Here is a 24,847-nt window from a genome sequence, read left to right as displayed (position 1 = left end):
GAAGCTAAAGATGCACACCGCGCTGTTCTTCGCCGCCGCCGCTTCGCTTGAGATCGCCGGCTGCTTCGCCTTCTGGGCGGTGATCCGCAACGGGGCGAATGCCCTCTGGCTGGTGCCGGGGGTGCTCAGCCTCATCGCCTTCGGCGCGGCGCTGACCCAGGTCGAGGCGGCGGCGGCCGGGCGCGCCTTCGCCGCCTATGGCGGGGTCTATGTCGCGGCGTCGCTCATGTGGCTGTGGGCGGTGGAGGGTTTCCGGCCCGACCGCTGGGACCTGATGGGCGGGGCGGTGTGCCTCGCCGGGGCGGCACTCATCGTCTTCGCGCCGCGCGGCTAGAACCGGCATCCACGTCGCTCGAAAACGCTCTCGGCGTCAGCGCACCCGCGCGATGCAGAAATCGACCACGTCGAGCAGCGCGTCCTTGGCCGGTCCGGCGGGAAAGACATCGAGCGCCTGCTTGGCCGCCGCGCCATAGGCGCGGGCGCGCTCCACCGTGGCGGCGATGGCGCCGTGGCGCAGCAGCAGCCCCAGCGCATGGGCGAGGTCGCCCTCGCCGATCTCGCCTTGTTCGAGGCAGCGGCGCCAGAAGCCGCGCTCCGCCTCGTCGCCGTTGCGTACCGCCAGCACGATCGGCAGCGTGATCTTGCCCTCGCGGAAATCGTCGCCGACATTCTTTCCGAGATCGGCCTGCGAGCCGCCATAATCCAGCGCGTCGTCGACCAGCTGGAAGGCGATGCCGAGATTCATCCCATAGGCGCGGCACGCGGCCTGCTCGGCCGCGCTCCGCCCGGCCAGCACCGGCCCGACCTCGCAGGCGGCGGCGAACAGCTCGGCGGTCTTGCCGCGAATCACCGCGAGATAGGCGTCCTCATCCGTGCCGATATTCTTGGCGGCGGCGAGCTGGGCGACCTCGCCCTCGGCGATGACCACGGCGGCGGTGGAGAGGATGTCGAGCGCCCGCATGTTGCCGACCTCGATCATCATGCGGAAGGCCTGGCCGAGCAGGAAGTCGCCGACCAGCACGCTCGCCTCATTGCCCCACAGCATGCGGGCGGCCAGCTTGCCCCGGCGCATCTCGCTGTCGTCGACCACGTCGTCATGCAGCAGCGTCGCCGTGTGCATGAACTCGACCGAGGCGGCGAGCTTGACCGTGCCCTCGCCCTCATAGCCCGCCAGCGCGCCGGTCGCGAGGGTGAGCATGGGACGCAGGCGCTTGCCGCCTGATGAGATGAGGTGCTGGGCAACCTCCGGAATCATCGCCACGTCGGAGCCGGTGCGCGACAGGATCAGCGCGTTGACGCGCCCCATATCGGCCTGCACAAGCGTGACGATGCCCGTCAGTGAGGCTTCGGACCCCGTCACGGCGGGAGTGAAGGAGTAGGCGACGGACACAAGGAGGCTCCCTCAGCAATGGCGACGGCGAGCGGCGATACGCTCGTAACCCGAAGGGTCCTCATAGCTTACCGCGCCAGAAGGCGAAAGTTTTCGTCGGGCCCCGCCGACCAGCCGAGCGGCCCGCGCGGGCCGGCTGGCGGGAGTTTGGGCCGGTCGCGGGGGAAACATCAAACCAGCTGTTGCGAAGATAACGTGGAATTGACTAGTATCTTGATACTAGAGTCTCCTGGGATCACGGGCTTGGCGTTGTTTTTGAAAGTCCGCAAGGAGTTGGGGCGCTGGCGCTCCAAGCTATCCAGCGTCCCGTGGATGTTTCTCGGTTCCGTGCGGCGGCGAGACTACGATTCAGGGCGCCCGCACAGCGTCAGGATTACGCTGGGAAAGCAGCCGATTGCCGACGATGTCGCCATTCTGGTGATCTTTCCGCGCGGGGGCATTGCCGGCTCCACCCTTGCCACCCTGGCCCATTTCGCCCGCAACGGCATGGCCTGCGTCGTCGTGTCCAATGCGCCCCTGCGCGAGGAAGACCGCGAGACGCTGGGCGCGGTCACGCATCTGGTGATCGAGCGGCCCAATGCCGGCTATGATTTCGGCGGCTTCCGCGAGGGGATCCTCACCCTGTTCGAGCGGGGGGTGAAGCCGCGCATGCTGTTCCTGATGAATGACAGCCTGTGGTTCCCGCTCCGTCCCGATTGCGACGCGCTGGCGCGCTGCCGCGAGGCCACGGAAGACATTTTCGGCTTCCATCTCAATGGCGTCGCGCGCTGGGGCCTGCGCCGGGACTATGTGCAGTCCTATTTCCTGCGCTTTTCGCCGCGGCTGGTGGCGAGCGCGGACTTCCTCGCCTTCTGGCGCGACATGCCGCTCATCGACAACAAGCACCTGGTGGTGCGGCGGCTGGAGCGCGGCCTCTCGCGGCATTTCGCCCGGCGCGGCTACACGCTGGGCGCCCTCGTCCACTGGCGCGACGTGATCGACCGGCTGCTGGCGCTGGATGACCCGGACAAGCTCGCCCGCCTCTTCGCCTATCAGTGCCGGCTCAACCCCAAGGAGGCGGCGATGCTGCAGCCGCTGCTCGACAAGGGCTGGTCGCCGCTGCGCATCCGCGACGCGCTGGCCGGGCCGATCCGCGCCAAGCGGCTGTTCGCCTCGTTTCCGATGATGCACCCCGAATTCGTGCTGGAGCTCGGCATGCCGGCGCTGAAGCGCAAGCTCACCATTCAGTACCGCGAACTCGTCCGCCTCGGCCTTGATGAGGGTTTCGAGCCCGCCGTGCGGGCCGAGATGCGGCTCTGAGGCGGCGCGCTTGTCCGCCGGCTTGCCTTGCGGGCGGCTTGCTGCCTCATATAGCGCGATGCGCGAACTGCTCCGGACCAATGACGTCGTCCTTCTCTCCGCCATCGCCGCCCTGCTCGACAGCGCGGGGATCGGCCATCTCGTGCTCGACCAGCATATGAGCGTGATGGAGGGCTCGATCGGCCTGCTGCCGCGCCGGCTGCTGGTGGAAAGCGAGCGGGAGCGGGAGGCGCGGGCGCTGCTGGACGAGGCCGGCTTCGGTGCCGCCCTGGGCGACGCATGAGTGATGGCACACGCGAGCCGATGGGCGAGGCGCCGGCGGACGACGCCGCGACTGACACCCCTGTGACCGACACGACCGCAACCGGCACGACCCTGGCCGACGCCGCCCTGACGGACGATGCGTTCCTCGGTGGCCGCCTGCGCCTTCTGCAGCCCCAGCGCGGCCACCGCGCCGGCCATGACGCGCTGCTGCTCGCCGCCAGCGCGCCGGAAGCCTCGCGCGCGGTCGATCTCGGCGCCGGGGTCGGCGCGGCCGGCCTTGCCTTCGCCGCCCGGGTGCCCGCCGCCACGCTGACGCTGGTGGAGATCGACCCGGTGCTGGCGGCGCTGGCCGCCCGCAACGCCGCGCGCCAGACGCCCGACCTTGGCGACCGGGTGGGGGTGGTCTGCGCCAATGTCATGACGCTCGGCCGCTCCTCCGGCCCGGACGTGCCGACGGCCGGCGCCGCCGATCTCGTGCTGATGAACCCGCCCTTCAACGACCCCGCCCGCCACCGCGCCTCGCCGCATGCCGGCAGGGCTCTTGCCCATGCCATCGCCGATGCCGATGTCGAGACCTGGCTGCGCGCGGCGGAGCGGTTGCTGGCGCCGGGCGGGCGGCTGGCGCTGATCCACCGGCCGGAGGCGATCGAGGCGCTGCTGGCCGGGCTGAAGGGCCGGTTCGGTGCCGTGACGATCCGCCCGGTCCACCCGTCCCCCGAGGCGCCGGCAAACCGGCTGCTGATCGGCGCCATCAAGGGCCGGCGCACGCCCCCCGCGCTGCTGCCGGCGCTGGTGCTGGCGGGAAGCGACGGCCGCCCCAGCGCCGCCGCCGAGCAGGTGCTGCGGGCGGGCGGGGCGATCGGGCCGGGATGAGCCACGCACCGCCGCCCCGCCACGGCGCGACGACGCATTGAGCAAAGGCCGAACGCACCCTATCTCTAGGGCATGGCCACATCATCCTTCTTCCAAGACCTCCGCCGCCGTCTCGATCCCCTCCTGCCCGCCCGGCTGCGCGGCGGCACGCCCGTCGTGCCGGTGGTGCGGCTGAACGGGGCGATCGGCATGGCCAGCCCCTTCCGGCCCGGCATCACCTTCGCCAACACGTCGCGGGCGCTGGAGCGCGCCTTTTCGGTGAAGGGCGCCAAGGCGGTGGCGCTGGTGATCAATTCGCCGGGCGGCGCGCCGACGCAGTCGCACCTCGTCTACAAGCGCATCCGCGCGCTGGCGGTCGAGAAGAAGCTGCCGGTGATCGCCTTTGTCGAGGATGTCGCGGCCTCGGGCGGCTACATGCTCGCCTGCGCCGCCGACGAGATCGTCGCCGACGATTTCTCCATTCTCGGCTCCATCGGCGTGGTCAGCGCCGGCTTCGGCTTCCCCGCCGCGCTGGAAAAGCTCGGCATCGAGCGCCGCGTCTACACCGCCGGCACCCGCAAGGTGATGCTCGACCCGTTCCAGCCGGAGAAGGCGGAGGATATCGAGCGGCTCAAGGCGCTGCAGCAGGAGATCCATGCCGCCTTCGTCGCGCTGGTGAAGGCGCGGCGCGGCGACGTGCTCTCGGGCGATGACGACACGCTGTTCTCCGGCGAGTTCTGGGCGGCGCCGCAGGCGCAGGAGCTCGGCCTCGTCGACGCCATCGGCGACCTGCGCGGCTTCCTGCGCGCCCGCTATGGCGAGACGGTCCGCACCCCGCTGATCGAGGTGAAGCCCGGCCTGTTCGGCCGTCGCTCGCCCGGCGTGGCGATGAGCGCGGCAATGGGCGGCGGCGCGGCGGCCGATATCGGCGCCGGGGCGGCGGAAGCCCTCATTTCTGCCGCAGAAGAGCGCGCATTATGGAGCCGCTTCGGTCTTTGACGCGCCGCTGCCACCCCCTCTGGGAAACACCCTGATGCCGCCCGTCTTCATTTTCGCCCTGGGTGCCCTCGGCACCGCCGCCCTGGTCAAGGTGCTGGTGCGCGAATCGCGCCGGGTGAACACCGAGCTCGACGCCCAGCGCCGCGCCGAGAAGGCGGGGGCGCTCGACCCCCGCGCCACGCTGCGCCGCGACCCCGCCACCGGCGAGTACCGGCCGGGCGATTCCTGAGGCCCCGGCCCGCGCGCTGGAACGCCTCCAATGTTGCCGCTGTCCCCCATCATTACCGCGAATTCACTTTATTTGCCGTGACTTGAGCCTTACGCCTTGAGGCCGGCGAGGACGGAACGGCGTGATGTTGCAGAAGGCGGAAAACAGCTGGACGGGTGAGAAGACGACGCGCCGGCGGCGCCGCCGGCGCTGGCCGTGGCTGCTCGCCGCCCTGCTGATGGCCGGGGGCGGGTATTATTACTATGCCGGCGTGCAGGCGCCCGAGGTGGCACCCGCCTTCCAGACCGCGGTCGTCACCCGCGGCGACATCGAGATCAGCGTCAACGCCATCGCCAAGATGCAGCCCAAGACCTATGTCGATGTCGGCACGCAGGTGTCCGGCCAGCTGCGGGTCATCCACCCGGATGTCGGCAATGTGGTGAAGAAGGGCGACCTGCTCGCCGAGATCGACCCCACCGTCTACCAGACCCGCGTCGCCGGCGACCGCGCCAGCCTGGACAATCTGCGCGCCCAGCTGGCGCAGGCCGAAGCGCAGCTCACCCTCGACAGGCTGCGCAACGAGCGCGCCCAGCAATTGCTCAAGAACCAGTCCGGCAGCAAGGACGCCGCCGATGCCGCCATGGCGACCGAGCAGATCAGCGAGGCCAAGATCGACGCGCTGAAGGCGCAGATCGCCCAGATGCAGGCGACGCTGGACGGCGACCTCGCCAATCTCGGCTACACCAAGATCTACGCGCCGATGGACGGCACCGTCGTCTCCATCACCGCCCGCGAAGGCGGCACGCTGAACGCCAACCAGTCCGCCCCCATCGTGCTGCGCATCGCCGATCTGCAGACCATGACGGTGACGGCGCAGGTGGCGGAGGGCGACATTCCGCGCATCACCGTGGGCACGCCGGCCGCCTTCTCGACGCTCGGCCTGCCGGACCGGCGCTGGCGCGGCACGGTGCGGCAGATCGAGCCGACGCCGACCATCGTCAATGACGTGGTGCTCTACAATGTGCTGATCGACGTGCCGAACGACGATCTGATGCTGATGACCGACATGACGGCGCAGGTGTTCTTCCGCCTCGGCGAGGCGAAGGACGTGCCGCTGGTGCCGACGCCGGCGATCCGCACCGCCCGCGACGGCGGCCAGAGCGTGCGCGTGCTGACCCCGCAGGGGCCGCAGGAGCGCCCGGTGAAGACCGGCCTGTCCAACCGCAGCCAGACCCAGATCCTTGAAGGTTTGGAGCCGGGCGAGACGGTGATCACAGGCACCAACGCCCCGGCCGGCCCGCGCCCGGCCGGCGGGCGCCCCTCCATGCCGCCGCGCCTGGGCTGACGCCATGAGCGAGGCCCTGACCCGCAGCGAGGAACGCGCCGCCGCGCCCCGGCCGCCGGGCGAGGGCCTGCGGCCGATCGTCGAGCTGGTCGATGTCAGCCGCATCTACCCCAATGGCGAGAGCGTGGTGCGCGCGCTCGACCGGGTGTCGCTGGCGATCCAGCCCGGCGAGTTCATCGCCATCATGGGCCAGTCCGGTTCCGGCAAGTCGACGCTGATGAACATCATCGGCTGCCTCGACCGGGCATCGGCCGGCACCTACCGCGTCGACGGGGTGGATGTGAAGGAACTGGGCCCGGACGAGCTGGCGGAACTGCGCTGCTCGGCCTTCGGCTTCGTGTTTCAGCGCTACAATCTCTTGCCCAGCCTGACGGCGGCGGAGAATGTCGCCATTCCCGCCATCTATGCCGGCATGGGGCGCGAGGCGCGCGAGGAGCGGGCGCATGCGCTGCTCGGCCGGCTCGGTCTGGGCGAGCGCAGCGAGCACCGGCCGAACCAGCTGTCCGGCGGCCAGCAGCAGCGCGTCTCCATCGCCCGCGCGCTGATGAACGCCGCGCCGGTGATTCTGGCCGACGAGCCGACCGGCGCGCTCGATTCGCGCTCGGGCGAGGAGGTACTGGCGCTGCTCGGCGAACTGAACGCCGAGGGCCACACCGTCATTCTCATCACCCATGATCCCGATGTCGCCGCCCATGCCCGGCGCGTCGTGCGCTTCCAGGACGGGCGCATCGTCTCCGACGAGCGGCGGGAGGACGAACCTTCCCGCACGCCGCTGCCCGGCACCGGCCCGGCCCGGCGCGGCGGGCTGGCGCGCTTCGTGCCCGACCTGGCGGAAGCGGTGCGGATGGCGATTGCCTCGATGACGGCGAACCTGTTCCGCACCGCGCTGACCCTGCTCGGCATCGTCATCGGCGTCGCCTCGGTCATCACCATGCTGGCGGTGGGCGATGGCGGCAAGCAGAGCGTGCTGGAGCGCATCTCACAGATCGGCACCAATCTTCTCATCGTCCGCCCCGGCGCGCCGGGCATCCGCACCGCCGGCGACAATGCCACGCTGCTGCCGGACGACGCCGAGGCGCTGAAGACCATTGCGGGCATCGAGGCCATCGCCCCCGACCGTTCCGGCCGCTACACGATGCGCTACGGCTCGCTGGACTATTTCACCACCGTGACCGGCACCACGCCGGACTATCTCGCCGCCCGCGACTGGGCGCTGGCCCGTGGGGTGATGTTCACCCCGGCCGATGTGCGCGCCTATGCGCCGGTGACGGTGCTGGGCCAGACCGTGGCGCAGAACCTGTTCGGCGCCGATGACCCGATCGGGCGCTATGTCATGGTCAAGAACGTGCCCTATGAGGTGATCGGCGTGCTCGCCCCGCGCGGCGCCAACGCCTTCGGCCAGGACCAGGACGATGTGGCGCTGGTGCCGCTCTCCACCGGCTTCGTGCGGGTGTTCGGCCGGCAGTTCCTCAACTCGATCACGATCAAGGTGACGGAGGCCGGCGACATTCCGGGCGTCGAGGCGGCGATCACCCGCACCCTCACCGAGCGCCACCAGGCCGAGGATTTCCAGGTGCGCAACACCGCGCAGTTCCTGGAGACGGCGATGGAGACGCAGAACACGCTCACCCTCGTGCTCGGCTGCGTCGCCGCCATCTCGCTGCTGGTGGCCGGCATCGGGGTGATGAACATCATGCTGGTGAGCGTCACCGAGCGCACCCGCGAGATCGGCATCCGCATGGCGACGGGGGCGCGGATGAGCAACATCATGCTGCAGTTCAACACCGAGGCGCTGGTGGTGTGCTCGGTCGGCGGGGCGGTGGGCGTCGGGCTCGGCCTGGCCGCCGCGCTGGGGCTGGAGGGGATGGGCGTGACCATCGTGCTCTCGCTGATGCCGCCGCTGCTGGCCTTCGCCTGCGCCTTCCTCACCGGGCTCGTCTTCGGCTACCTGCCGGCCCGCAAGGCGGCGGGGCTCGATCCGGTGGTGGCGCTGGCCTATGAGTGAGGGCCACCACCGCCGTTATCCCGGACGGCCGCAGGCCGCGCCGGGATCGGGCGCCTTGCCGGTGGACGATCCCGGCGCTCCGGCTACGCCTGCAGCCGGGATGACGGGCGTGGGACGCCGCTCCCCCTTGCTCCCCGCCGCCCGAACGTTTAGGCGAAACGCTCAGCGAGGCGCCCGCCGGGGCGCGCAGATCGAGGTTGCCGCATGAATGTTCTTCTGCTCGGCTCAGGGGGCCGCGAGCATGCGCTCGCCTGGAAGCTGGCGCAGAGCCCGCTGATGGGCGCCTTCTTCGCGCTGCCCGGCAATCCCGGCATCGCCGAATTCGCCACCTGTTTCGACAGCGTGCCGCTGGACGACCACGACGCCATCGTCACCCTGTGCCTGGCCGAGAAGATCGACCTCGTTGTCGTCGGCCCGGAGGCGCCGCTGGTGGACGGCATCGCCGACCGGCTGATCAATGAGGGCATCGCCGTGTTCGGCCCTCGCCGGGTGGCGGCGCAGCTGGAAGGCTCCAAGCTGTTCACCAAGGAACTGTGCAAGGCGCACGCCATTCCCACCGCCGCCTTCGGCCGCTTCACCGATGTGGAAGGCGCCCGCGCCTTCGTCCAGCACCACGGCGCGCCGATCGTGCTCAAGGCCGACGGCCTGATGGCCGGCAAGGGCGTGATCGTGGCGATGACGCTGGAGGAGGCGCTGGCCGGCGTCGACGAGGTGTTCGCCATGGGCGGGGCGGGGACGGAAATCCTGATCGAGGAATTCCTCGACGGCGAGGAAGTCTCGTTCTTCTGCCTGGTCGATGGCGAGACCGTGCTGCCCTTCGGCTCGGCGCAGGACCACAAGCGCGCCTTCGACAATGACGAGGGGCCGAACACCGGCGGCATGGGCGCCTATTCGCCCGCCCCGGTCTTCACCGCCGAGATGGAGCGGCGCACCCTCCACGAGATCGTCAAGCCGACCGCGCGCGCGCTGGCCGATGCGGCGAGCCCGTTTCGCGGCGTGCTGTTCGCCGGGCTGATGATCACCAGCGAGGGGCCGAAGCTGATCGAATACAATGTCCGCTTCGGCGATCCTGAATGCCAGGTGCTGATGATGCGGATGGAGGGCGATTTGCTGCCGCTGCTCGCCGCCGTCGCCACCGGACGGTTGGAGGACCAGCCGGTCGCGCTGAAGCCCGACGCGGCAATTTCCGTTGTGATGGCGACGAAGGGCTATCCCGGCCCCTATGGCAAGGGCTCGCGCATTGGCGGGCTGGAGGCGGCGGAGACCATTCCCGGGGTGAAGGTGTTCCATGCCGGCACCCGCCGGGAGGGCGATTCCATCCTCGCCCATGGCGGGCGGGTGCTGACCGTCACCGCGCTCGGCGGCAATGTCGCCGAGGCGCGCGAGCGCGCCTATGACGCCATCGCTCGCATCGACTGGCCGGAAGGCTTCTGCCGCCGCGACATCGCCTGGCGGGCGCTGGGCGAGTAAGCCGAGGGCTGAAAAGCCCTGCCGCCGCGTCGATTGCGGGCCGCCCTCTCTGGCGTCCCCGCGCGGGCATGCCCATGTTCAAACAAATGCCGCGGGCCCGTGGCAGAAGAAGTGCATGGGCGAAACCATGGATGATTCCACTTCTGGCCGACGTCGGCGCCCGCCGGCAAGCGACCTCCCGCCGGCGCCTCCCCCGCCCTCCTCCCCGGTGGCCGGGGAAGCGGCGGCCGGTGCCGTCATCTCCTCGGCCGGCGGCACCGTGCCGGGCGCGCCGGCGCACCGGGTGCCGACGCTCGGCGTCGCGCTGGGCTCGGGCGGGGCGCGCGGGCTGTCGCATATTCTCGTGCTGGAGGCGCTGGACGATCTTGGCCTGCGCCCCACCGCCATGGCGGGAGCCTCGATCGGTGCGCTGTTCGCCAGCGTCTATGCCGCCGGCATGCCCGCGCGCGACATCCGCCACCTCGTCACCCACACGCTGAAGAACCGCGGCGAGGTGATGAAGCGCCTGCTTGCCGCCCGGGTGGGGCGCATCTCCGATCTGTTCGGCGCCGGCCTCGGCAACCCGGTGCTGATCGACGCCGAGCGCTTCATCGGCGGGTTTCTGCCGGAGGCGGTCCCGGAGACCTTCGAGGAACTGTCGATTCCGCTGCAGGTGGTGGCGACCGATTACTGGGAGCGCTGCGAGCGCACCTTCGCCAGCGGCGCGATCCGCCCGGCGGTGGCGGCCTCGCTGGCGATTCCCGGCCTCATCCGCCCGGTGCAGCTGGAGGGCCATACCCTAGTCGATGGCGGGGCGGTGAACCCGTTGCCCTTCGACCTGCTACGCACGCGGGCCGATGTGGTGATCGCGGTCGACATCACCGGCGGCCACGGCACCGAGATGCGCGGCGTGCCCGCCCCGTTCGAGGCGATGTTCGCCACGCTGCAGATCATGGCCTCCTCGATCGTCGGCGAGAAGCTGAAATCGGGGGCGCCGGATATCCTGATCCGCCCGAATGTGAATGATTTCCGCGTGCTCGACTTCTTCCGCGCCGCCGCCATCCTGAAAGCGGCCGAGCCGGTCAAGGACGAGGTGAAGCGTCGGCTGGAGGCGGTGCTCGGCTAAGACCCATCGCCGGTTCCGGGCGCGAATCCGGCTCCCGTTTCGCCGGGGGCCGCCCTACTCCCGCCGCCCGGCGAAGAAGCCGCGCAGCAGGCTCGCCGCCTCGCTCTCGCCCAGGCCGCCATAGACGTCCGGCCGGTGGTGGCAGGTCGGCTGGGCGAAGAAGCGCACGCCGCTTTCCACCGCCCCGCCCTTGGGATCGGCCGCGCCGTAATAGACCCGGCGCAGCCGGGCGAAGGAAATCGCGCCCGCGCACATGGTGCAGGGCTCCAGAGTGACGTAGAGATCGCAGTCGGTGAGCCGATCATTGCCGAGACGGACGGCCGCCGCGCGCATGACCAGCATTTCCGCATGGGCGGTGGGGTCGGAAAGTTCGCGGGTGCGGTTGCCATCGGCGGCCAGCACCGTGCCGTCCTTCACCAGCACCGCGCCCACCGGCACCTCGCCACGGGCGGCGGCGCGCGCCGCCTCACTGAGGGCAAGCCGCATGAAATCGCGGCGCGCCCGCCCGCTGCCGGCGCCTGCCGCGTCGGAATCGTCGCTCGTCAAGGCTCTACTCGTCTAAAGCTCGCCAAAAGCTCGCATCCCCCCGCAGGACATGCTAGCACCCGCCGCCCGGAGACCGGATCAATCCCCATGCCCAAAAACACGCCGCCCCGCAAGGAAGTCAACCGCGTTCCCCGCGCCGCCCGCCCGGCCGCGCCGGAGGAGGCGGGCCCGCGCGAGGCGGAACGCATCGCCAAGGTGGTGGCCCGCGCCGGGCTCGGCTCGCGCCGCGAGATCGAGGAATGGATCCTGGCCGGCCGTGTCGCGGTGAATGGCGAGGTGCTGGAAAGCCCCGCCCGCACCGTCACCGCCGAGGACGAGATCACCGTCGACGGCGTGAAGCTGCCGGAGAAGGAGCGCACGCGGCTGTTCCTCTACCACAAGCCCAAGGGCGTGGTGACGACCAATTTCGACCCGGAAGGCCGCCCGACCCTGTTCGAGATCCTGCCCGCCGGCCTGCCGCGCCTCGTCTCCGTCGGCCGGCTCGACCTCAACACTGAGGGCCTGATCCTGCTCACCAATGATGGCGGGCTCTCGCGGGTGCTGGAGCTGCCGGAAACCGGCTGGCTGCGCCGCTACCGCGTGCGCGCCAAGGGCGACATCACCCAGGACAAGCTCGACGCGCTGATCGCCGGCATCACTGTCGAGGGCGTGCATTACGGGCCGATCGAGGCGGTGCTCGACCGCGTGCAGGGCGCCAATGTGTGGCTGACCCTGGCGCTGCGTGAGGGCAAGAACCGCGAAGTGCGCAATGTGCTCGGCTCGCTCGGCCTCGACGTGAACCGGCTGATCCGCCTCTCCTATGGTCCGTTCCAGCTCGGCGAGCTGCCGCAGGGCGAGGCCGAGGAAGTGCGCACCCGCATCCTCGCCGACCAGCTCGGCGAGGCCTTGTCCAAGGCCGCCGGCGCCGATTTCGACGGCCCGCTGTTCAACCATGCCGAGGACGACGCGCCCGCCCGTGCCACCAAGGGGGGCGCCAAGGGGGCGGCGAAGGGAGCGGCGAAGCCGCGCTACGCCAAGCCGGAAGGCACCGAGGACCGCCACCGCCGCCTGCCGATCGACACCGAGCCGGGCGAGGGCAAGAGCGTGACGGCCGGCGTCGTTGCCGACCGCAAGGGCCGCAAGGTACTGGTGCAGCGCGTGCGCTCCACCGAAGCCCCGCCCGAGGACGCGCCCGCCCGCCCCGCACGCGCCCGCCGTGACGAGGAGCGCGCCAACGTGCGCACCGGCAAGCGCCCCGCCGCCGCCAGCGGCGAACGCGGCGGCGAGCGCACCTTCCGCAAGCGCCCGGATCAGGCTTCCGAGGCCGGTGAGGCCCGCCCCGCCCGGGAGGATCGCCCGTTCGGCGAGCGGCCCGCCCGGGCCGGCGCCTCCAGCCGCGACCGCAAGGTCGGCGGCCCGCGCCCCGCCCGTCCGCGCGTCGAGCGCGAGGGCGAGGCCGGCGAACGCAGCTTCCGCCCCCGCAGCGATTCCGAGGCCCCGCGCGGCGAGCGTCCCGAGCGTGGTGATCGGCCGGAGCGTGGCGAGCGCCCCGAGCGCCCGTTCCGCGAGCGCGCCCCGCGTCCCGAGGGTGCGCGCAGCTTCCGCCCCCGCAGCGATTCCGAGGCCCCGCGCGGCGAGCGTCCCGAGCGTGGTGATCGGCCGGAGCGTGGCGAGCGCCCCGAGCGCCCGTTCCGCGAGCGCGCCCCGCGTCCCGAGGGTGCGCGCAGCTTCCGCCCCCGCAGCGATTCCGAGGCCCCGCGTGGCGAGCGTCCCGAGCGCGGCGAACGCCCGGCCCGGCCGGAGCGTCCCGAAGGCGGGCGCTCCTTCCGTGGCGCCGGCACCAGCCGGCCCTATAGCGGCCGGGTGAAGTCCGAGCAGTCGCGCAGCTTCCGCCCCCGGCCGGAGGGCGAGGAGCGCCCCGCCCGCCACGAACGCCCCGAGGGCGCGCGCCCGCAAGGCGAGCGTCCGTTCCGCGAGCGCACGCCGCGCCCGGAGGGCGAGCGACCCGCCCGTTCCTTCCGTCCCCGGCCGGAAGGCGAGGAGCGCCCCGCCCGCCGCGAGCGTCCCGAGGGCGCACGTCCGCAAGGGGAGCGTCCGTTCCGTTCCCGCGACGACCGGCCGGCGCGCCCGCCCCGCGAGGACCGCGACGACCGCGCCCCGCGCGGCGATCGCCCGTCCGGCGGCCGTTCCTTCGGTGACCGGCCGGCGGGTGGCGGCGGCAAGAGCTATGGCGCCAAGAATTTCGCCGACAAGCCCGGCGGGCGCCCGTCCGGCGGCAAGCCGTTCGGCAAGCCCGGCAGCCGGCCGGAAGGCGGCAAGTCTTTCGGTGGCAAGCCGTCGGGTGGCAAGCCCTTCGCCGGCAAGCCGGCCGGTGGCAGGCCTTCAGGTGGCAAGCCTTCAGGTGGCAAGCCTTCGGGTGGACGGCCTTCAGGCGGCAAGCCTGGGCGTCCGCCGCGTAGCTGACGGGCCGGCCGATGCGGATCGTCGGCGGGCGCTTCAAGGGGCGGACCTTGCGTGGCCCTTCCTCCATGGCCACGCGCCCGACCTCGGACCGGCTGCGCGAGGCGCTGTTCAACGTGCTCGCCCATGCCTATGGCGACGCGGCGGACGGCGCCCGCGTGCTCGACCTGTTCGCCGGCACCGGCGCGCTGGGGCTGGAGGCGCTGTCGCGCGGGGCGAAGCTGGCGGTGTTCGTCGATGAGGCGCCGGAGCCGCGCGGGCTGATCCGCGCCAATGTCGAGACGCTCGGCGTCGCCGGCATCACCCGCATCTTCCGCCGCGACGCGACCAAGCTCGGCGAGGCGTTCGCCAGCGACGCCTTCGACCTCGTCTTCTGCGATCCGCCCTATGGGCGCGGCCTCGCCGAGAAGGCGGTGGCGGGCGCGCTGGCGGGCCGCTGGCTGGCGCCCGGCGCGCTTGTTGTGGTGGAGGAATCGGTCGAGGCCGCCTTCGCCGCCCCCGAGGGCTTCGAGGAACTGGAGCGCCGCCGCTACGACAGCAGCGAGATCATCTTCCTGCGGGCGCCGGGCGGCTGAAGCCGGCCGCGACCGGCCGGCGTGCCGGCGCCCGGCTCACCCCACTTCCGCCACCGCCGCCAGGATGCGCTCAATGTCTTCGGGCCGCGACAGGCGGTGGTCGCCGTCCTTGATCAGGCTCAGCACCACATCGTCCTCGGCCAGGCAGCTGACGAGGCGCAGCGCGTGCTGCCAGGGCACATCCGGGTCGGCGACGCCCTGCAGGATCCGCACCGGGCAGCCGACCGCGAAGGGCGCGCCGAGCACGAGGTTGGCCCGCCCGTCCTCGATCAGCCCCCGGGTAATGACCTGCCCGGGGCCATACTCCGACGGGCGCACCCAGCGGCCCTCCTGCAGCAGCGTGGCGCGCACCTCCTCCGGCATCGCCTTCCACATCAGCTCCTCGGTGAAATCGGGCGCCGGGGCGATCAGCACCAGCGCGGCGAGCCGGCCGGTCTCGCCCCGCGCCGCCCGCGCCCGCGCCAGCAGCAGCGCGATCCAGCCGCCCATGGAGGAGCCGACGACGATCTGCGGGCCTGTCGTTTCGGCGTCGAGCACGGCGAGCGCGTCCTGCGCCCAGCGCGAGATCGTGCCGTCCTCGAAGGCGCCGGCCGATTCGCCATGGCCGGAATAGTCGAAGCGCACGATGCGCCGCCCGGTGCGCGCGCCCCATGCGGCCAGCGCCTGCGCCTTGCTGCCGCGCATATCGGAGAGAAAGCCGCCGCACCACAGGACGCCCGGCTTTTCGGCGGTCGAAACGCCCGGGGTGACGCGCACCGCGATGGCCCTGGCGTCGTCGCCGACGGTGAGAAAGTGGGGGGCGTCGTCGGTGTCGGCGGGGTGGTTCATCAAGGGTCCTTCCTCAACCATCGGCGGGTGCGGTGCGCGTGCCGCGCGGCGCCAGCCTCTTGCGATTCGCCCCGGCCGCGCCATCTTGGCTTACAGCCAGGGATCGCGCGCGAACAGCAGGACGGAGCTCCAGGGCGGGTAAGTGCTGCTGGCATGCGTAATTACATGCGATCGCGGCCGTCACGCCGTTGACTTCTGCCGGGTTTGTCACGATCTTCTGCGACCGTTTTACGCGCGCGGAAATCAGCCGGCCGGCGACCTTCGAGGCGCGGAGAAAACGCTACTATCTGAAATGGCAGAGGAGAAGACGCCATTCGTCGCCCCATGAGACCCGTCGCGCCGGAAAAGGACGGTCCGCGCGTCAACGAAGACATCCGCATCCGCGAAGTTCAGCTCATCGATCAGGAGGGGCAGAACCTCGGTGTCGTGCTCACGCGCGACGCGATCGCGATGGCGCAGGAGGCCGGTCTCGATCTCGTCGAGATCGCCCCGAATTCGGCGCCGCCGGTCTGCAAGATTCTCGACTATGGCCGGTTCAAATACCAGAACCAGAAGAAGGCCAACGAGGCGCGCAAGAAGCAGCACGTCGTCGAGATCAAGGAAATCAAGCTTCGCCCCGGCATCGACACCCATGACTATGAGGTGAAGATGAAGTCCATCCACCGCTTCTTCGAGGAAGGCGACAAGGTGAAGATCACCCTGCGCTTCCGCGGTCGCGAGATGGCGCATCAGGAGCTGGGCTACAAGCTGCTGAACAAGGTGAAGGAAGAGCTGGCGACCATTGCCAAGGTCGAGGCCGAGCCCTCGCTGGAAGGCCGTCAGATGATCATGGTTCTGGCGCCGCGCTGACGCGCGCCGGCCCCTCGATCAGGAGCGTCTATCCCCGGGCCTGGCCCGGGGATTCTCGTCTTCCGGCACGAACCAGACCGCGTATGGCCGGGTGACGCCCGGCCATGATGCCCCGCGACGACGGGCGAGGCCGCCGCGTCGTGCGCCGCTGTTCTGTCTCGGCGTGTGTTGATCTAGTTCTTTGTTTTGTCGCGTTTTCTTCACGCGAACCGGTATCCAATTCGCTCGAAAACGCTCTAATCCGGCAGCGCGCCGTTCTCGCCCAGCACCGCGCCGGCGAGATAGAGCGAGCCGGCGATCAGCACGCGCGGCGCCGCCCCCACCGGAAACGCCGCCAGCCCTTCCAGCGCGGCGGCGACGCTCGGGGCGGTCGAGGCATCGAGCCCGTGCGCCCGTGCCGCCTCCGCCAGCGCTTCCGGCGCCGCGCCCTTGTGCTCGCCGGGCACCGGCACCGCCACCAGCTCGCGCGCGAGCCCGGCGAACGGCGCCAGGAAGGCGTCCGCGTCCTTGTTTCCCAGCATGCCGACGACCAGCACCAGCGGCCGCGACACCCGGTCTTCCAGATCGGCCAGCGCGGCGGCGAGCGCCTGCCCGCCGGCGGCGTTGTGGCCGCCATCGAGCCAGATATCGACGCCCTCGGGCGCCCGCTGGGTCAGCGGGCCGGGGCCGAGCCGCTGCAGCCGCGCCGGCCACTGCGCCGACCGCATGCCCTCCTCGAAGGCGTAGGCCGGCAGGCCGAGATCGGCCACCCGCAGCGCTTCCACCGCCAGCCCGGCATTGACGATCTGGTGCGGCCCGACAAGGCGCGGGCGCGGCAGGTCCATCAGCCCGGCCTCGTCGGCGACGACCAGCCGGCCGCCCTCCTCATGCGCCTGGTAGTGCTCGCCCATCACCGAGAGCGGCACGCCGAGCCGGGCCGCCTGCCGCTCGATCGCCGCCAGCGCCTCGCGCGGCTGGTGGCCGAGCACGGCCGGCACGCCGCGCTTGAGGATGCCGGCCTTCTCGCCGGCGATCTCCGCCACCGTCTCGCCGAGAAAATCGACATGGTCGATCGAGACCGGGGTGATGACGCTCACCAGCGGCTTGTCGATCACATTGGTGGCGTCGAGCCGGCCGCCGAGGCCGACTTCCAGCAGCAGGATGTCGGCGGGCACCTGCGCGAACAGCAGCAGCGCCGCCGCCGTGGTGATCTCGAAGAAGGTGATCGGCTCGCCGCCATTGGCCTCTTCCGCCTGCGCCAGCGCCTGGGTGAGGCGTGCATCGTCCACCAGCGTGCCGGCGAGGCGGATGCGCTCGTTGAAGCGCACGAGATGGGGCGAGGTGTAGACATGCACCCGCTTGCCGGCGGCTTCCAGGATCGCCCGCATGAAGGCGACGGTGGACCCCTTGCCATTGGTGCCGGCGACGTGGATGACCGGCGGCAACCGGTGCTCGGGATGGCCGAGCCGGTCGAGCAGCCGCCACATCCGGTCGAGCGACAGGTCGATCAGCTTCGGGTGCAGCGCCAGCAGGCGGTCGAAAATGGCGTCCACCGGCCGCAGCGGCCCCTCGATGGGGCCGGGGCCGGCGGCGGGAAGCGCGGTCATGGGGGCCTCAGGCGCTCGTGGGAGCGGCACTTTTCGGCGCGGATGCCGGCAGGGCCGGGGCCTCGCCCGACGCCGCGTCCTCGGAAGGCGTGGCCGGCGGCGCCTTGGGTTGATCGGCAAGCGGGGCGGGCGCCGGGGCACGCATCAGCAGGCGGCAGAGCCGGGCCAGCGTGGCGCGCATCTCGTGGCGGTGGACGACCAGGTCGATCATGCCGTGGTCGCGCAGATATTCGGCGCGCTGGAAGCCCTCGGGCAGCTTCTCGCGGATCGTCTGCTCGATGACGCGCGGGCCGGCGAAGCCGATCAGCGCGCCCGGCTCGGCGATCTGGATGTCGCCCAGCATGGCGTAGGAGGCGGTGACGCCGCCGGTGGTCGGGTTGGTCAGCACCACGATATAGGGGCGCTTGGCCTCGCGCAGTTCCTGAATGGCGCAGGTGGTGCGCGGCATCTGCATCAGCGAGAGGATGCCTTCCTGCATGCGCGCCCCGCCTGACGAGGCGAACATGATGAAGGGGGTGCCGCGCGAGGCGGCGGTCTCAAGGCCGGTGACGATCGCCTCGCCCGCCGCCATGCCGAGCGAGCCGCCCATGAAGCCGAAATCCTGCACCGCCACGGTGACGGGCAGGCCTTCCAGCTTGCCATAGCCGACCTTCACCGCGTCCTGCGCGCCGGTCTTGGTGCGGGCGTCCTTCAGCCGGTCGACATAGCGCTTCTCGTCGCGGAACTTCAGCGGGTCGATGGGAACCGCCGGCAGGGCGATGTCGTACCATTTGCCGCCGTCGAACACCGAGCGCAGCCGCGCCGCCGGTTCCATCCGCATGTGGAAGCCGGAACCGGGGACGACGTGGAGATTCGCCTCCAGATCCTTGTGGAACACCATCTGCCCGGTCTCCGGGCACTTCACCCAGAGATTCTCCGGCACTTCCCGGCGGTTCAGGAAGGAGCTCAGCTTGGGGACGACGTTCGAGATCCAGTTCAACGGTCGGGCTCCGGACGGTGGCGCGGCGGCCCGCGACAGGGTTTCCCTGCCGCCGGCCGCCCCTCATCTAATGCCGCAGAAGGGCGATGAAAAGGCGCAACAGCGATTCCGCCGCGCGCCTTGCGGGCGCGCCGCCTATTCCGCCGCCTGGCGGCGCACGCCGCGCACCGCCTCGGCCAGCCGGCCGACCAGGTCGGTGACGGCGGGAAGCGTCGCCGGCGTCGCCCGGTCCTCGCTGTCGAGCGTGGCGCGCAGCGCGTCGATCAGCGCCGAGCCGACCACCACGCCATCGGCATTGGCGGCGATGGCGGCGGCGCTTTCGGGCGTCTTCACGCCGAAGCCGACGGCGACGGGCAGCGCGGTGTGGCGCTTGATCCGCGACACCGCCGTGCCGACCGCCGTGGGATCGGCCTGCGCCATGCCGGTGATGCCGGTGATGGAGACGTAGTAGACGAAGCCCGCCGTGTGCTTGAGCACCGCCGGCAGGCGCTTGTCGTCGGTGGTCGGGGTGGCGAGGCGGATGAAGTCGAGCCCGGCCGCCAGCGCCGGCAGGCACAGCTCGTCATCCTCTTCCGGCGGCAGGTCGACCACCACCAGGCCGTCGACGCCGGCCGCCTTGGCATCGGCGAGGAAGCGCTCGACGCCATAGACATAGACCGGGTTGTAATAGCCCATCAGCACCACGGGCGTGGTGTCGTCGTCCGCACGGAAGGTCTTCACCATCGCCAGCGTCTTGGCCAGCGTCTGCCCGGCCGCGAGCGCGCGCAGCCCCGCCGCCTGGATCGCCGGGCCGTCGGCCATCGGGTCGGTGAAGGGCACGCCGAACTCGATGATGTCGGCGCCCGCCGCCGGCAGCGCCTTCAGCAGCGCCAGCGAGGTGTCGAAATCGGGGTCGCCGGCGGTGACGAAGGTGACGAGCGCGGCGCGCCCCTCGGCGGCGCAGGCGCGAAAGCGCGTCTCGATGCGGGTGCTCATAGGCTCGTTCCCAGAATGTCCGCCACCTGCGGAATGTCCTTGTCGCCACGGCCGGAGAGGTTGACCACCATCAGATGGTCGTCCGGCAGGGTCGGGGCGAGATCGGCGACCTTGGCCAGCGCATGCGCCGGCTCCAGCGCCGGGATGATGCCCTCAAGCTTCGCCACCAGCTGGAAGGCGGCCAGCGCCTCGTCATCGGTGGCGGAGATGTAGGTGGCGCGGCCGGTGTCGTGCAGCCAGGAATGCTCCGGCCCGATGCCGGGATAGTCGAGGCCGGCCGAGATCGAATGCGCTTCGGCGATCTGGCCGTCGCCATCCATCAAGAGATAGGTGCGGTTGCCGTGCAGCACGCCGGGGCGCCCGCCGGTGAGCGAGGCGGCATGCTGGCCGGAGGGAATGCCATGGCCGGCAGCCTCGACGCCGAAGATCCGCACGCCGGGATCGTCGAGGAAGGGGTGGAACAGGCCCATGGCATTGGAGCCGCCGCCGATGCAGGCGATCAGGCTGTCCGGCAGGCGGCCCTCCATTTCCAGCATCTGCTCGCGGGTCTCGGTGCCGATGATGCTCTGGAAGTCGCGCACCATGGCCGGGTAGGGGTGCGGGCCGGCCACCGTGCCGATGCAGTAGAAGGTGTCGCTGACGTTCGTCACCCAGTCGCGCAGCGCCTCGTTCATCGCGTCCTTCAGCGTCTTCGAGCCGGACTGAACCGGCACGACGCTGGCGCCGAGCATCTTCATGCGGAACACATTCGGCGCCTGCCGGGCGACGTCCACGGCGCCCATATAGACAACGCATTCGAGCCCATAGCGGGCGCACAGCGTGGCGGTGGCGACGCCGTGCTGGCCGGCGCCGGTCTCGGCGATGATCCGCTTCTTGCCCATGCGGCGGGCGAGCAGGATCTGGCCGAGGACGTTGTTCACCTTGTGCGAGCCGGTGTGGTTCAGCTCTTCGCGCTTGAAATAGATCTTGGCGCCCATGCCCGCCGGGGCGCCGGCGCGCAGATGCTCGGTCAGGCGCTCGGCGTAATAGAGCGGGCTGGGGCGGCCAACATAGTGCTTCAGCCCGGCATCCATCTCCGCCTTGTAGGCGGGATCGGCCTTGGCCTCATTATAGGCCGTCTCCAGGTCGAGGATCAGCGGCATGAGCGTTTCGGCAACGAAACGACCACCGAAGAGGCCGAAATGCCCGTTGTCGTCGGGGCCGGTGCGGAAGGAATTGGGAGCGTTCACGACGGGCTCGTCTCTCTGGCAGGTGAAGGCGGCGTCGGCTTGGCGCCAGCGGGTGTGTCGCCGGTGGGTCGGCGGGCCCCGCCTTCCGCCTCGGCCGCCCGCGCGGCGCGCAGGAAGGCTTCGATGCGGGACGGGTCCTTGATGCCGGGTCCACGTTCGACACCGGAGGATACGTCCAGACCGGGCGGATGGATGAGCCGCACCGCGCTCGCGACGTTTTCCGGGTCGAGCCCGCCTGACAGCATGAAGGGCCGGGCGAGGTCAAGGCCGGCGAGCAGGTTCCAGTCGAAGGTCACGCCATTGCCGCCGGGCAGCACGGCGCCCTTAGGCGGCTTGGCGTCGAGCAGCAGCCGGTCGGCCACGCCCTCATAGGCGGCCAGCGCGGCAAGGTCCTCGGCTGAGGCGATGCCGAGCGCCTTCATCACAGGCAGGCCGAAGCGCGCCCTGATGGCGGCGACGCGCGCCGGCGTCTCATGGCCATGCAGCTGGAACATGTCGGGGCGCAGCGCGTCGAGAATGGCGGCGAGGGTGGCGTCGTCGGCATCGACGGTGAGCGCGACAATCTGCGCCCGCCCGCGCGCCTGCGCGCCAAGGGTGGCGGCGGTGGCGAAGTCCACATGGCGCGGCGAGGGGGCGAAGAACACCATGCCCACCATGTCCGCACCCGCGCCGAGGGACGCCTCCAGCGTCTCGGCGGTGCTGAGCCCGCAGATTTTGATCTCAAGCGACAAGGCCGCCTCCATGAAGAGAGCCACCTAGCACGGAACCGCCCCCTGACGCGAGGGCATCGCCGAGAACGGCGCGGACGCTGGCACAGAAGCCGGCCGACATCGGCGCCGCGCGCGCCCGGGAGCGGGAAAGGCGAGCGGCGGGGTTGAAATTACCCCTTCCGTCACGACATTCCGCATGCTACTCACAATTGACTGTGAAATTATTCAATTCACGCAAGTTTAATGGATATAGCGGCCTGTCGCGGTCGCGCATCCTTCCGACCCCTGGAGACTGCCCATGCGCCTCTCGCGCCGCCTGATCCTGACCACGGCCCTCGCCGCCGCGCTCGCGCCCCTCGCCCTTGTCGCCATCGCGCCGCAGGCCCGGGCGGACGAGCCGAACCAGATCCTCAACGCCTCCTACGATATCGCCCGCGAGCTGTTCGACGCCGAGAACAAGCAGTTCGAGCCGGCCTACAAGGCGAAGACCGGCAAGGAGATCAAGGTCAACCAGAGCCATGCCGGCACCTCCAAGCAGGCGCGCTCCATCGTCGAGGGCCTTGAGGCCGACGTCGTGACCTTCAACCAGATCACCGACATCACCTTCCTCGTCGACAAGGGCTTCGTCGCCAAGGACTGGCAGAGCCGCCTGCCGAACGGCTCCTCGCCCTGGTACTCCTTCCCGGCCTTCCTCGTGCGCGAGGGCAACCCGAAGAACGTGAAGAACTGGGACGATCTCGTCCGCGACGACGTGAAGCTGGTGTTCCCCAACCCGAAGACCTCGGGCAATGCGCGCTACACCTACCTCGCCGCCTATGCCTTCGCGCTGGAGAAGTTCAACGGCGACGTGGCCAAGGCCGACGCCTTCGCCAAGAAGCTGCTCTCCAACGTCGTGGTGTTCGACACCGGCGGGCGCGGCGCCACCACCTCCTTCGTCGAGCGCGAGCAGGGCGATGTGCTCATCACCTTCGAGGCCGAGGTGATCGGGGTGAAGGACGCCTACAAGGACAAGAACTTCCAGGTCGTGGTGCCGGAGGTGAGCCTGCTGGCCGAGTTCCCGGTCGCGGTGGTGGACAAGGTGGTCGACAAGCGCGGCTCGCGCCAGATCGCCACCGACTACCTCACCTATCTCTATTCGCCCGAAGGCCAGAAGATCGCCGCCGAGCTGAACAACCGCGTCGTCGACCCCAAGGTGTCCGAGGAGTTCAAGGCCAAGTTCGCGCCCGTCCGCCTCGTCAAGGTCGAGGACGTGTTCGGCGGCTGGGCCAACGCCCAGAAGACCCACTTCGCCTCCGGCGGCAAGCTGGACGAGCTTTTCGTCGCGCAGTGAGGGGAGCGATTTTGCACGCGGTTTCCGTGTGAATAATCGTTTCCTGCTGGACTTATCCGTTGAACTGCGGCATGGCCGGGCTTGTCCCGGCCATTGCCTTTTCACCGCTGCCCGACCCCGGTCGGTGCGACCGACGCAAGGAGCCGCCCGTTGAACCGCGTCATACCGGGCCTTCCGCTCTCGCTCGGCATCACCGTGCTCTATCTCAGCCTGATCGTGCTGCTGCCGCTCGGCGCGCTGGTCTGGCAGGCGCTGGATGTCGGCTGGGAGCGCTACCTCGCCATCATGAGCGGGGCGCGCACCATGGCCGCCTTCCGCATCACCCTGTCCACAGCCGCCATCGCCACCCTGTTCAACGGCGTCTACGGGCTCGCTTTGGCCTGGGTGCTGGTGCGCTACGAATTTCCCGGCAAGCGCTTTCTCGACGCGCTGGTCGACGTGCCCTTCGCCCTGCCGACCGCCGTGGCGGGCCTTGCCCTCTCCGCTTTGTTCGCCAAGAACGGCTGGTTCGGCGGGCCGCTGGCGCAGATCGGCATCGAGGTCGCCTACACCCCGCTCGGCATCGCCATGGCCATGGCCTTCACCTCGATTCCCTTCGTGGTGCGCACCGTGCAGCCGGTGCTGGAGGATCTTGCCGCCGATGTCGAGGAAGCCGCCGCCACGCTTGGCGCTTCGGATCTGCGCATCTTCGCCCGCATCATCTTTCCCGCCATCCTGCCGGCCTTTCTCACCGGCGCCTCGCTCGGCTTCGCCCGCTCGCTGGGCGAGTTCGGCGCCATCATCTTCATCGCCGGCAATCTGCCGTTGAAGACCGAGGTGGTGTCGCTGCTCACCTTCATCCGCATCGAGGAATATGACTACCCGGCCGCCGCCGCCATTGCCGCGACGCTGCTCGGCTTCGCCTTCGTCCTGCTGTTCCTGGTCAACATGCTCCAGCTCTGGCAGCAGCGCCGCATCGGCACGGGGGACTGACACCATGGCCCGCGAACCGCTCTCCCCCGAAAACGCCCACGCCCCGCGCCGTATCCGCGTCGGCGACGGCCCGCTGGCGCGTTTCCTGCTGATCGGCACCGTGCTGCTCGTCACCGTGCTGGTGCTGGTGGCGCCGCTGCTGGCGATCTTCGCCGAGGCGTTCCGGCACGGCATGGGCGCCTATGCCGCCTCCTTCAGCGCGCCGGACACGCAATACGCCATCGGCCTCACTTTGTTCACCGCGCTGATCGTGGTGCCGATCAATGTCGGCTTCGGCATCGCCGCCGCCTGGTGCATCGCCAAGTTCAGCTTTCCCGGCCGCAACCTGCTGGTGGCGCTGGTGGAGCTGCCCTTCTCGATCTCGCCGATCATCGCCGGCGTCGCCTATCTCTTCGTCTATGGCGCGCAGGGGCTGCTGGGGCCGTGGCTGGGCGAGCACGACATCAAGATCATGTTCGCCGTGCCGGCCATCATCCTCGCCAGCCTGTTCGTCACCGCCCCCTTCGTCGCCCGCGAGCTGATCCCTCTGATGATCGCTCAAGGGTCGGAGGAGGAAGAGGCGGCGGTGACGCTGGGGGCGGGGGGCTGGCGCATCCTGCGCCTCGTCACTTTGCCCAATGTCCGCTTCGCCCTGCTCTATGGCGCGGCGCTGTGCAATGCGCGGGTGATGGGCGAGTTCGGCGCCGTCTCGGTGGTGGCGGGCAATATTCGCGGCCAGACCAACACGCTGCCGCTGCAGATCGAACTGCTCTACCAGGACAATAACGCGGTGGCCGCCTTCGCGGTGGCGACGCTGCTGACCCTGGTCGCGCTGGTCACGCTGGTGGCCAAGGCGATCATCGAGCGGCTCGACGCGGCGCGGGTGAAGGCGCAGGGCAAACCCGGCCATTAA

At 70.4% G+C, this 24,847-nt stretch carries 24 protein-coding genes; 16 read left to right on the top strand and 8 right to left on the bottom strand.

The genetic code is table 11. From position 1 onward, the window contains the following. The first annotated feature begins 10 nt into the window (after positions 1-10). A complete protein-coding gene (locus tag BLO63_RS09840; RefSeq protein WP_091439696.1) occupies positions 11-334 on the top strand; it encodes a YnfA family protein in 324 nt (107 codons plus the stop codon). A 36-nt stretch (positions 335-370) separates the two neighbouring features. On the opposite strand, the gene BLO63_RS09835 is transcribed toward BLO63_RS09840, so the two are convergent. After that, positions 371-1,390 (bottom strand): polyprenyl synthetase family protein, encoded by a 1,020-nt coding sequence (locus BLO63_RS09835; protein ID WP_091439693.1) that lies wholly within the window; start codon positions 1,388-1,390, stop codon positions 371-373. 312 nt (positions 1,391-1,702) lie between these two features. Here BLO63_RS09835 and BLO63_RS09830 point away from each other — a divergent pair, with 312 nt between their 5' ends. The 9 genes from BLO63_RS09830 to BLO63_RS09790 all read left to right on the top strand — a co-directional run bounded on the left by BLO63_RS09830 (position 1,703) and on the right by BLO63_RS09790 (position 10,937). After that, positions 1,703-2,689, top strand: a complete 987-nt coding sequence (locus tag BLO63_RS09830; RefSeq protein ID WP_244517789.1) for a rhamnan synthesis F family protein — start codon at positions 1,703-1,705, stop codon at positions 2,687-2,689. A gap of 58 nt (positions 2,690-2,747) precedes the next feature. Continuing rightward, the gene (locus tag BLO63_RS09825; RefSeq protein ID WP_091439688.1) at positions 2,748-2,972 is read left to right on the top strand and encodes a putative signal transducing protein; all 225 of its coding nucleotides are present in this window, start codon (positions 2,748-2,750) and stop codon (positions 2,970-2,972) included. A gap of 20 nt (positions 2,973-2,992) precedes the next feature. After that, a complete protein-coding gene (locus tag BLO63_RS09820) occupies positions 2,993-3,826 on the top strand; it encodes a tRNA1(Val) (adenine(37)-N6)-methyltransferase (RefSeq protein ID WP_091439686.1) in 834 nt (277 codons plus the stop codon). Between the two features lie 72 nt (positions 3,827-3,898). Next, on the top strand, positions 3,899-4,804 hold the full coding sequence (locus BLO63_RS09815; RefSeq protein ID WP_091439683.1) for a S49 family peptidase: 906 nt from the start codon (positions 3,899-3,901) through the stop codon (positions 4,802-4,804). 34 nt (positions 4,805-4,838) lie between these two features. Beyond that, a complete protein-coding gene (locus BLO63_RS09810) occupies positions 4,839-5,033 on the top strand; it encodes a hypothetical protein (RefSeq protein ID WP_091439681.1) in 195 nt (64 codons plus the stop codon). A 124-nt stretch (positions 5,034-5,157) separates the two neighbouring features. Beyond that, a complete protein-coding gene (locus BLO63_RS09805; RefSeq protein ID WP_091439678.1) occupies positions 5,158-6,357 on the top strand; it encodes an efflux RND transporter periplasmic adaptor subunit in 1,200 nt (399 codons plus the stop codon). Between the two features lie 4 nt (positions 6,358-6,361). Then, on the top strand, positions 6,362-8,362 hold the full coding sequence (locus BLO63_RS09800) for a MacB family efflux pump subunit (protein ID WP_091439675.1): 2,001 nt from the start codon (positions 6,362-6,364) through the stop codon (positions 8,360-8,362). 204 nt (positions 8,363-8,566) lie between these two features. Further along, complete coding sequence (gene purD / locus BLO63_RS09795) at positions 8,567-9,832, top strand: phosphoribosylamine--glycine ligase (protein WP_091439673.1); 1,266 nt, start codon at positions 8,567-8,569, stop codon at positions 9,830-9,832. 115 nt (positions 9,833-9,947) lie between these two features. Then, complete coding sequence (locus BLO63_RS09790) at positions 9,948-10,937, top strand: patatin-like phospholipase family protein (protein ID WP_091439670.1); 990 nt, start codon at positions 9,948-9,950, stop codon at positions 10,935-10,937. Positions 10,938-10,991: 54 nt separating this feature from the next. On the opposite strand, the gene BLO63_RS09785 is transcribed toward BLO63_RS09790, so the two are convergent. Further along, positions 10,992-11,483, bottom strand: a complete 492-nt coding sequence (locus tag BLO63_RS09785; RefSeq protein WP_091439667.1) for a nucleoside deaminase — start codon at positions 11,481-11,483, stop codon at positions 10,992-10,994. A gap of 87 nt (positions 11,484-11,570) precedes the next feature. Between BLO63_RS09785 and BLO63_RS09780 the strand changes: the two genes are divergently transcribed. Both BLO63_RS09780 and rsmD read left to right on the top strand, forming a co-directional pair. Next, complete coding sequence (locus tag BLO63_RS09780) at positions 11,571-13,925, top strand: pseudouridine synthase (protein WP_091439665.1); 2,355 nt, start codon at positions 11,571-11,573, stop codon at positions 13,923-13,925. An 11-nt stretch (positions 13,926-13,936) separates the two neighbouring features. Continuing rightward, complete coding sequence (gene rsmD / locus BLO63_RS09775; protein ID WP_091439662.1) at positions 13,937-14,497, top strand: 16S rRNA (guanine(966)-N(2))-methyltransferase RsmD; 561 nt, start codon at positions 13,937-13,939, stop codon at positions 14,495-14,497. Positions 14,498-14,533: 36 nt separating this feature from the next. Here the strand turns inward: rsmD and BLO63_RS09770 are convergent, their stop codons facing one another. Continuing rightward, positions 14,534-15,325 (bottom strand): alpha/beta hydrolase, encoded by a 792-nt coding sequence (locus BLO63_RS09770; protein ID WP_091439659.1) that lies wholly within the window; start codon positions 15,323-15,325, stop codon positions 14,534-14,536. Between the two features lie 324 nt (positions 15,326-15,649). On the opposite strand from BLO63_RS09770, the gene infC reads away from it, so the two are divergent. Next, positions 15,650-16,174, top strand: a complete 525-nt coding sequence (gene infC / locus BLO63_RS09765) for a translation initiation factor IF-3 (RefSeq protein WP_018388620.1) — start codon at positions 15,650-15,652, stop codon at positions 16,172-16,174. A 236-nt stretch (positions 16,175-16,410) separates the two neighbouring features. On the opposite strand, the gene BLO63_RS09760 is transcribed toward infC, so the two are convergent. The 5 genes from BLO63_RS09760 to BLO63_RS09740 all read right to left on the bottom strand — a co-directional run bounded on the left by BLO63_RS09760 (position 16,411) and on the right by BLO63_RS09740 (position 21,674). After that, on the bottom strand, positions 16,411-17,760 hold the full coding sequence (locus BLO63_RS09760) for a bifunctional folylpolyglutamate synthase/dihydrofolate synthase (RefSeq protein WP_091439657.1): 1,350 nt from the start codon (positions 17,758-17,760) through the stop codon (positions 16,411-16,413). Positions 17,761-17,767: 7 nt separating this feature from the next. Further along, a complete protein-coding gene (gene accD / locus BLO63_RS09755) occupies positions 17,768-18,739 on the bottom strand; it encodes an acetyl-CoA carboxylase, carboxyltransferase subunit beta (RefSeq protein WP_091439655.1) in 972 nt (323 codons plus the stop codon). 135 nt (positions 18,740-18,874) lie between these two features. Then, complete coding sequence (trpA, locus tag BLO63_RS09750; RefSeq protein WP_091439652.1) at positions 18,875-19,714, bottom strand: tryptophan synthase subunit alpha; 840 nt, start codon at positions 19,712-19,714, stop codon at positions 18,875-18,877. Then, the gene (trpB, locus tag BLO63_RS09745; protein ID WP_091439650.1) at positions 19,711-20,943 is read right to left on the bottom strand and encodes a tryptophan synthase subunit beta; all 1,233 of its coding nucleotides are present in this window, start codon (positions 20,941-20,943) and stop codon (positions 19,711-19,713) included. The genes trpA and trpB overlap by 4 nt, the downstream gene beginning before the upstream one ends. Further along, entirely contained in the window at positions 20,940-21,674 is a 735-nt protein-coding gene (locus BLO63_RS09740; protein WP_091440404.1) for a phosphoribosylanthranilate isomerase, read from the bottom strand. The genes trpB and BLO63_RS09740 overlap by 4 nt, the downstream gene beginning before the upstream one ends. A gap of 277 nt (positions 21,675-21,951) precedes the next feature. Between BLO63_RS09740 and cysP the strand changes: the two genes are divergently transcribed. The 3 genes from cysP (at position 21,952) to cysW (ending at position 24,847) form a co-directional block, all read left to right on the top strand. Then, entirely contained in the window at positions 21,952-22,983 is a 1,032-nt protein-coding gene (gene cysP / locus BLO63_RS09735) for a thiosulfate ABC transporter substrate-binding protein CysP (protein ID WP_091439647.1), read from the top strand. 150 nt (positions 22,984-23,133) lie between these two features. Next, complete coding sequence (gene cysT / locus BLO63_RS09730) at positions 23,134-23,955, top strand: sulfate ABC transporter permease subunit CysT (protein WP_091439646.1); 822 nt, start codon at positions 23,134-23,136, stop codon at positions 23,953-23,955. 4 nt (positions 23,956-23,959) lie between these two features. Continuing rightward, positions 23,960-24,847: a sulfate ABC transporter permease subunit CysW gene (cysW, locus tag BLO63_RS09725; protein WP_091439643.1), complete on the top strand. Its 888-nt coding sequence runs from the start codon at positions 23,960-23,962 to the stop codon at positions 24,845-24,847.

This window comes from Ancylobacter rudongensis (assembly GCF_900100155.1).
GTDB classification, from domain to species: Bacteria; Pseudomonadota; Alphaproteobacteria; order Rhizobiales; family Xanthobacteraceae; genus Ancylobacter; species Ancylobacter rudongensis.
The sequence above is the reverse complement of the archived record's forward strand: the minus strand, read 5'-3'. Positions and strand labels throughout refer to the sequence as shown.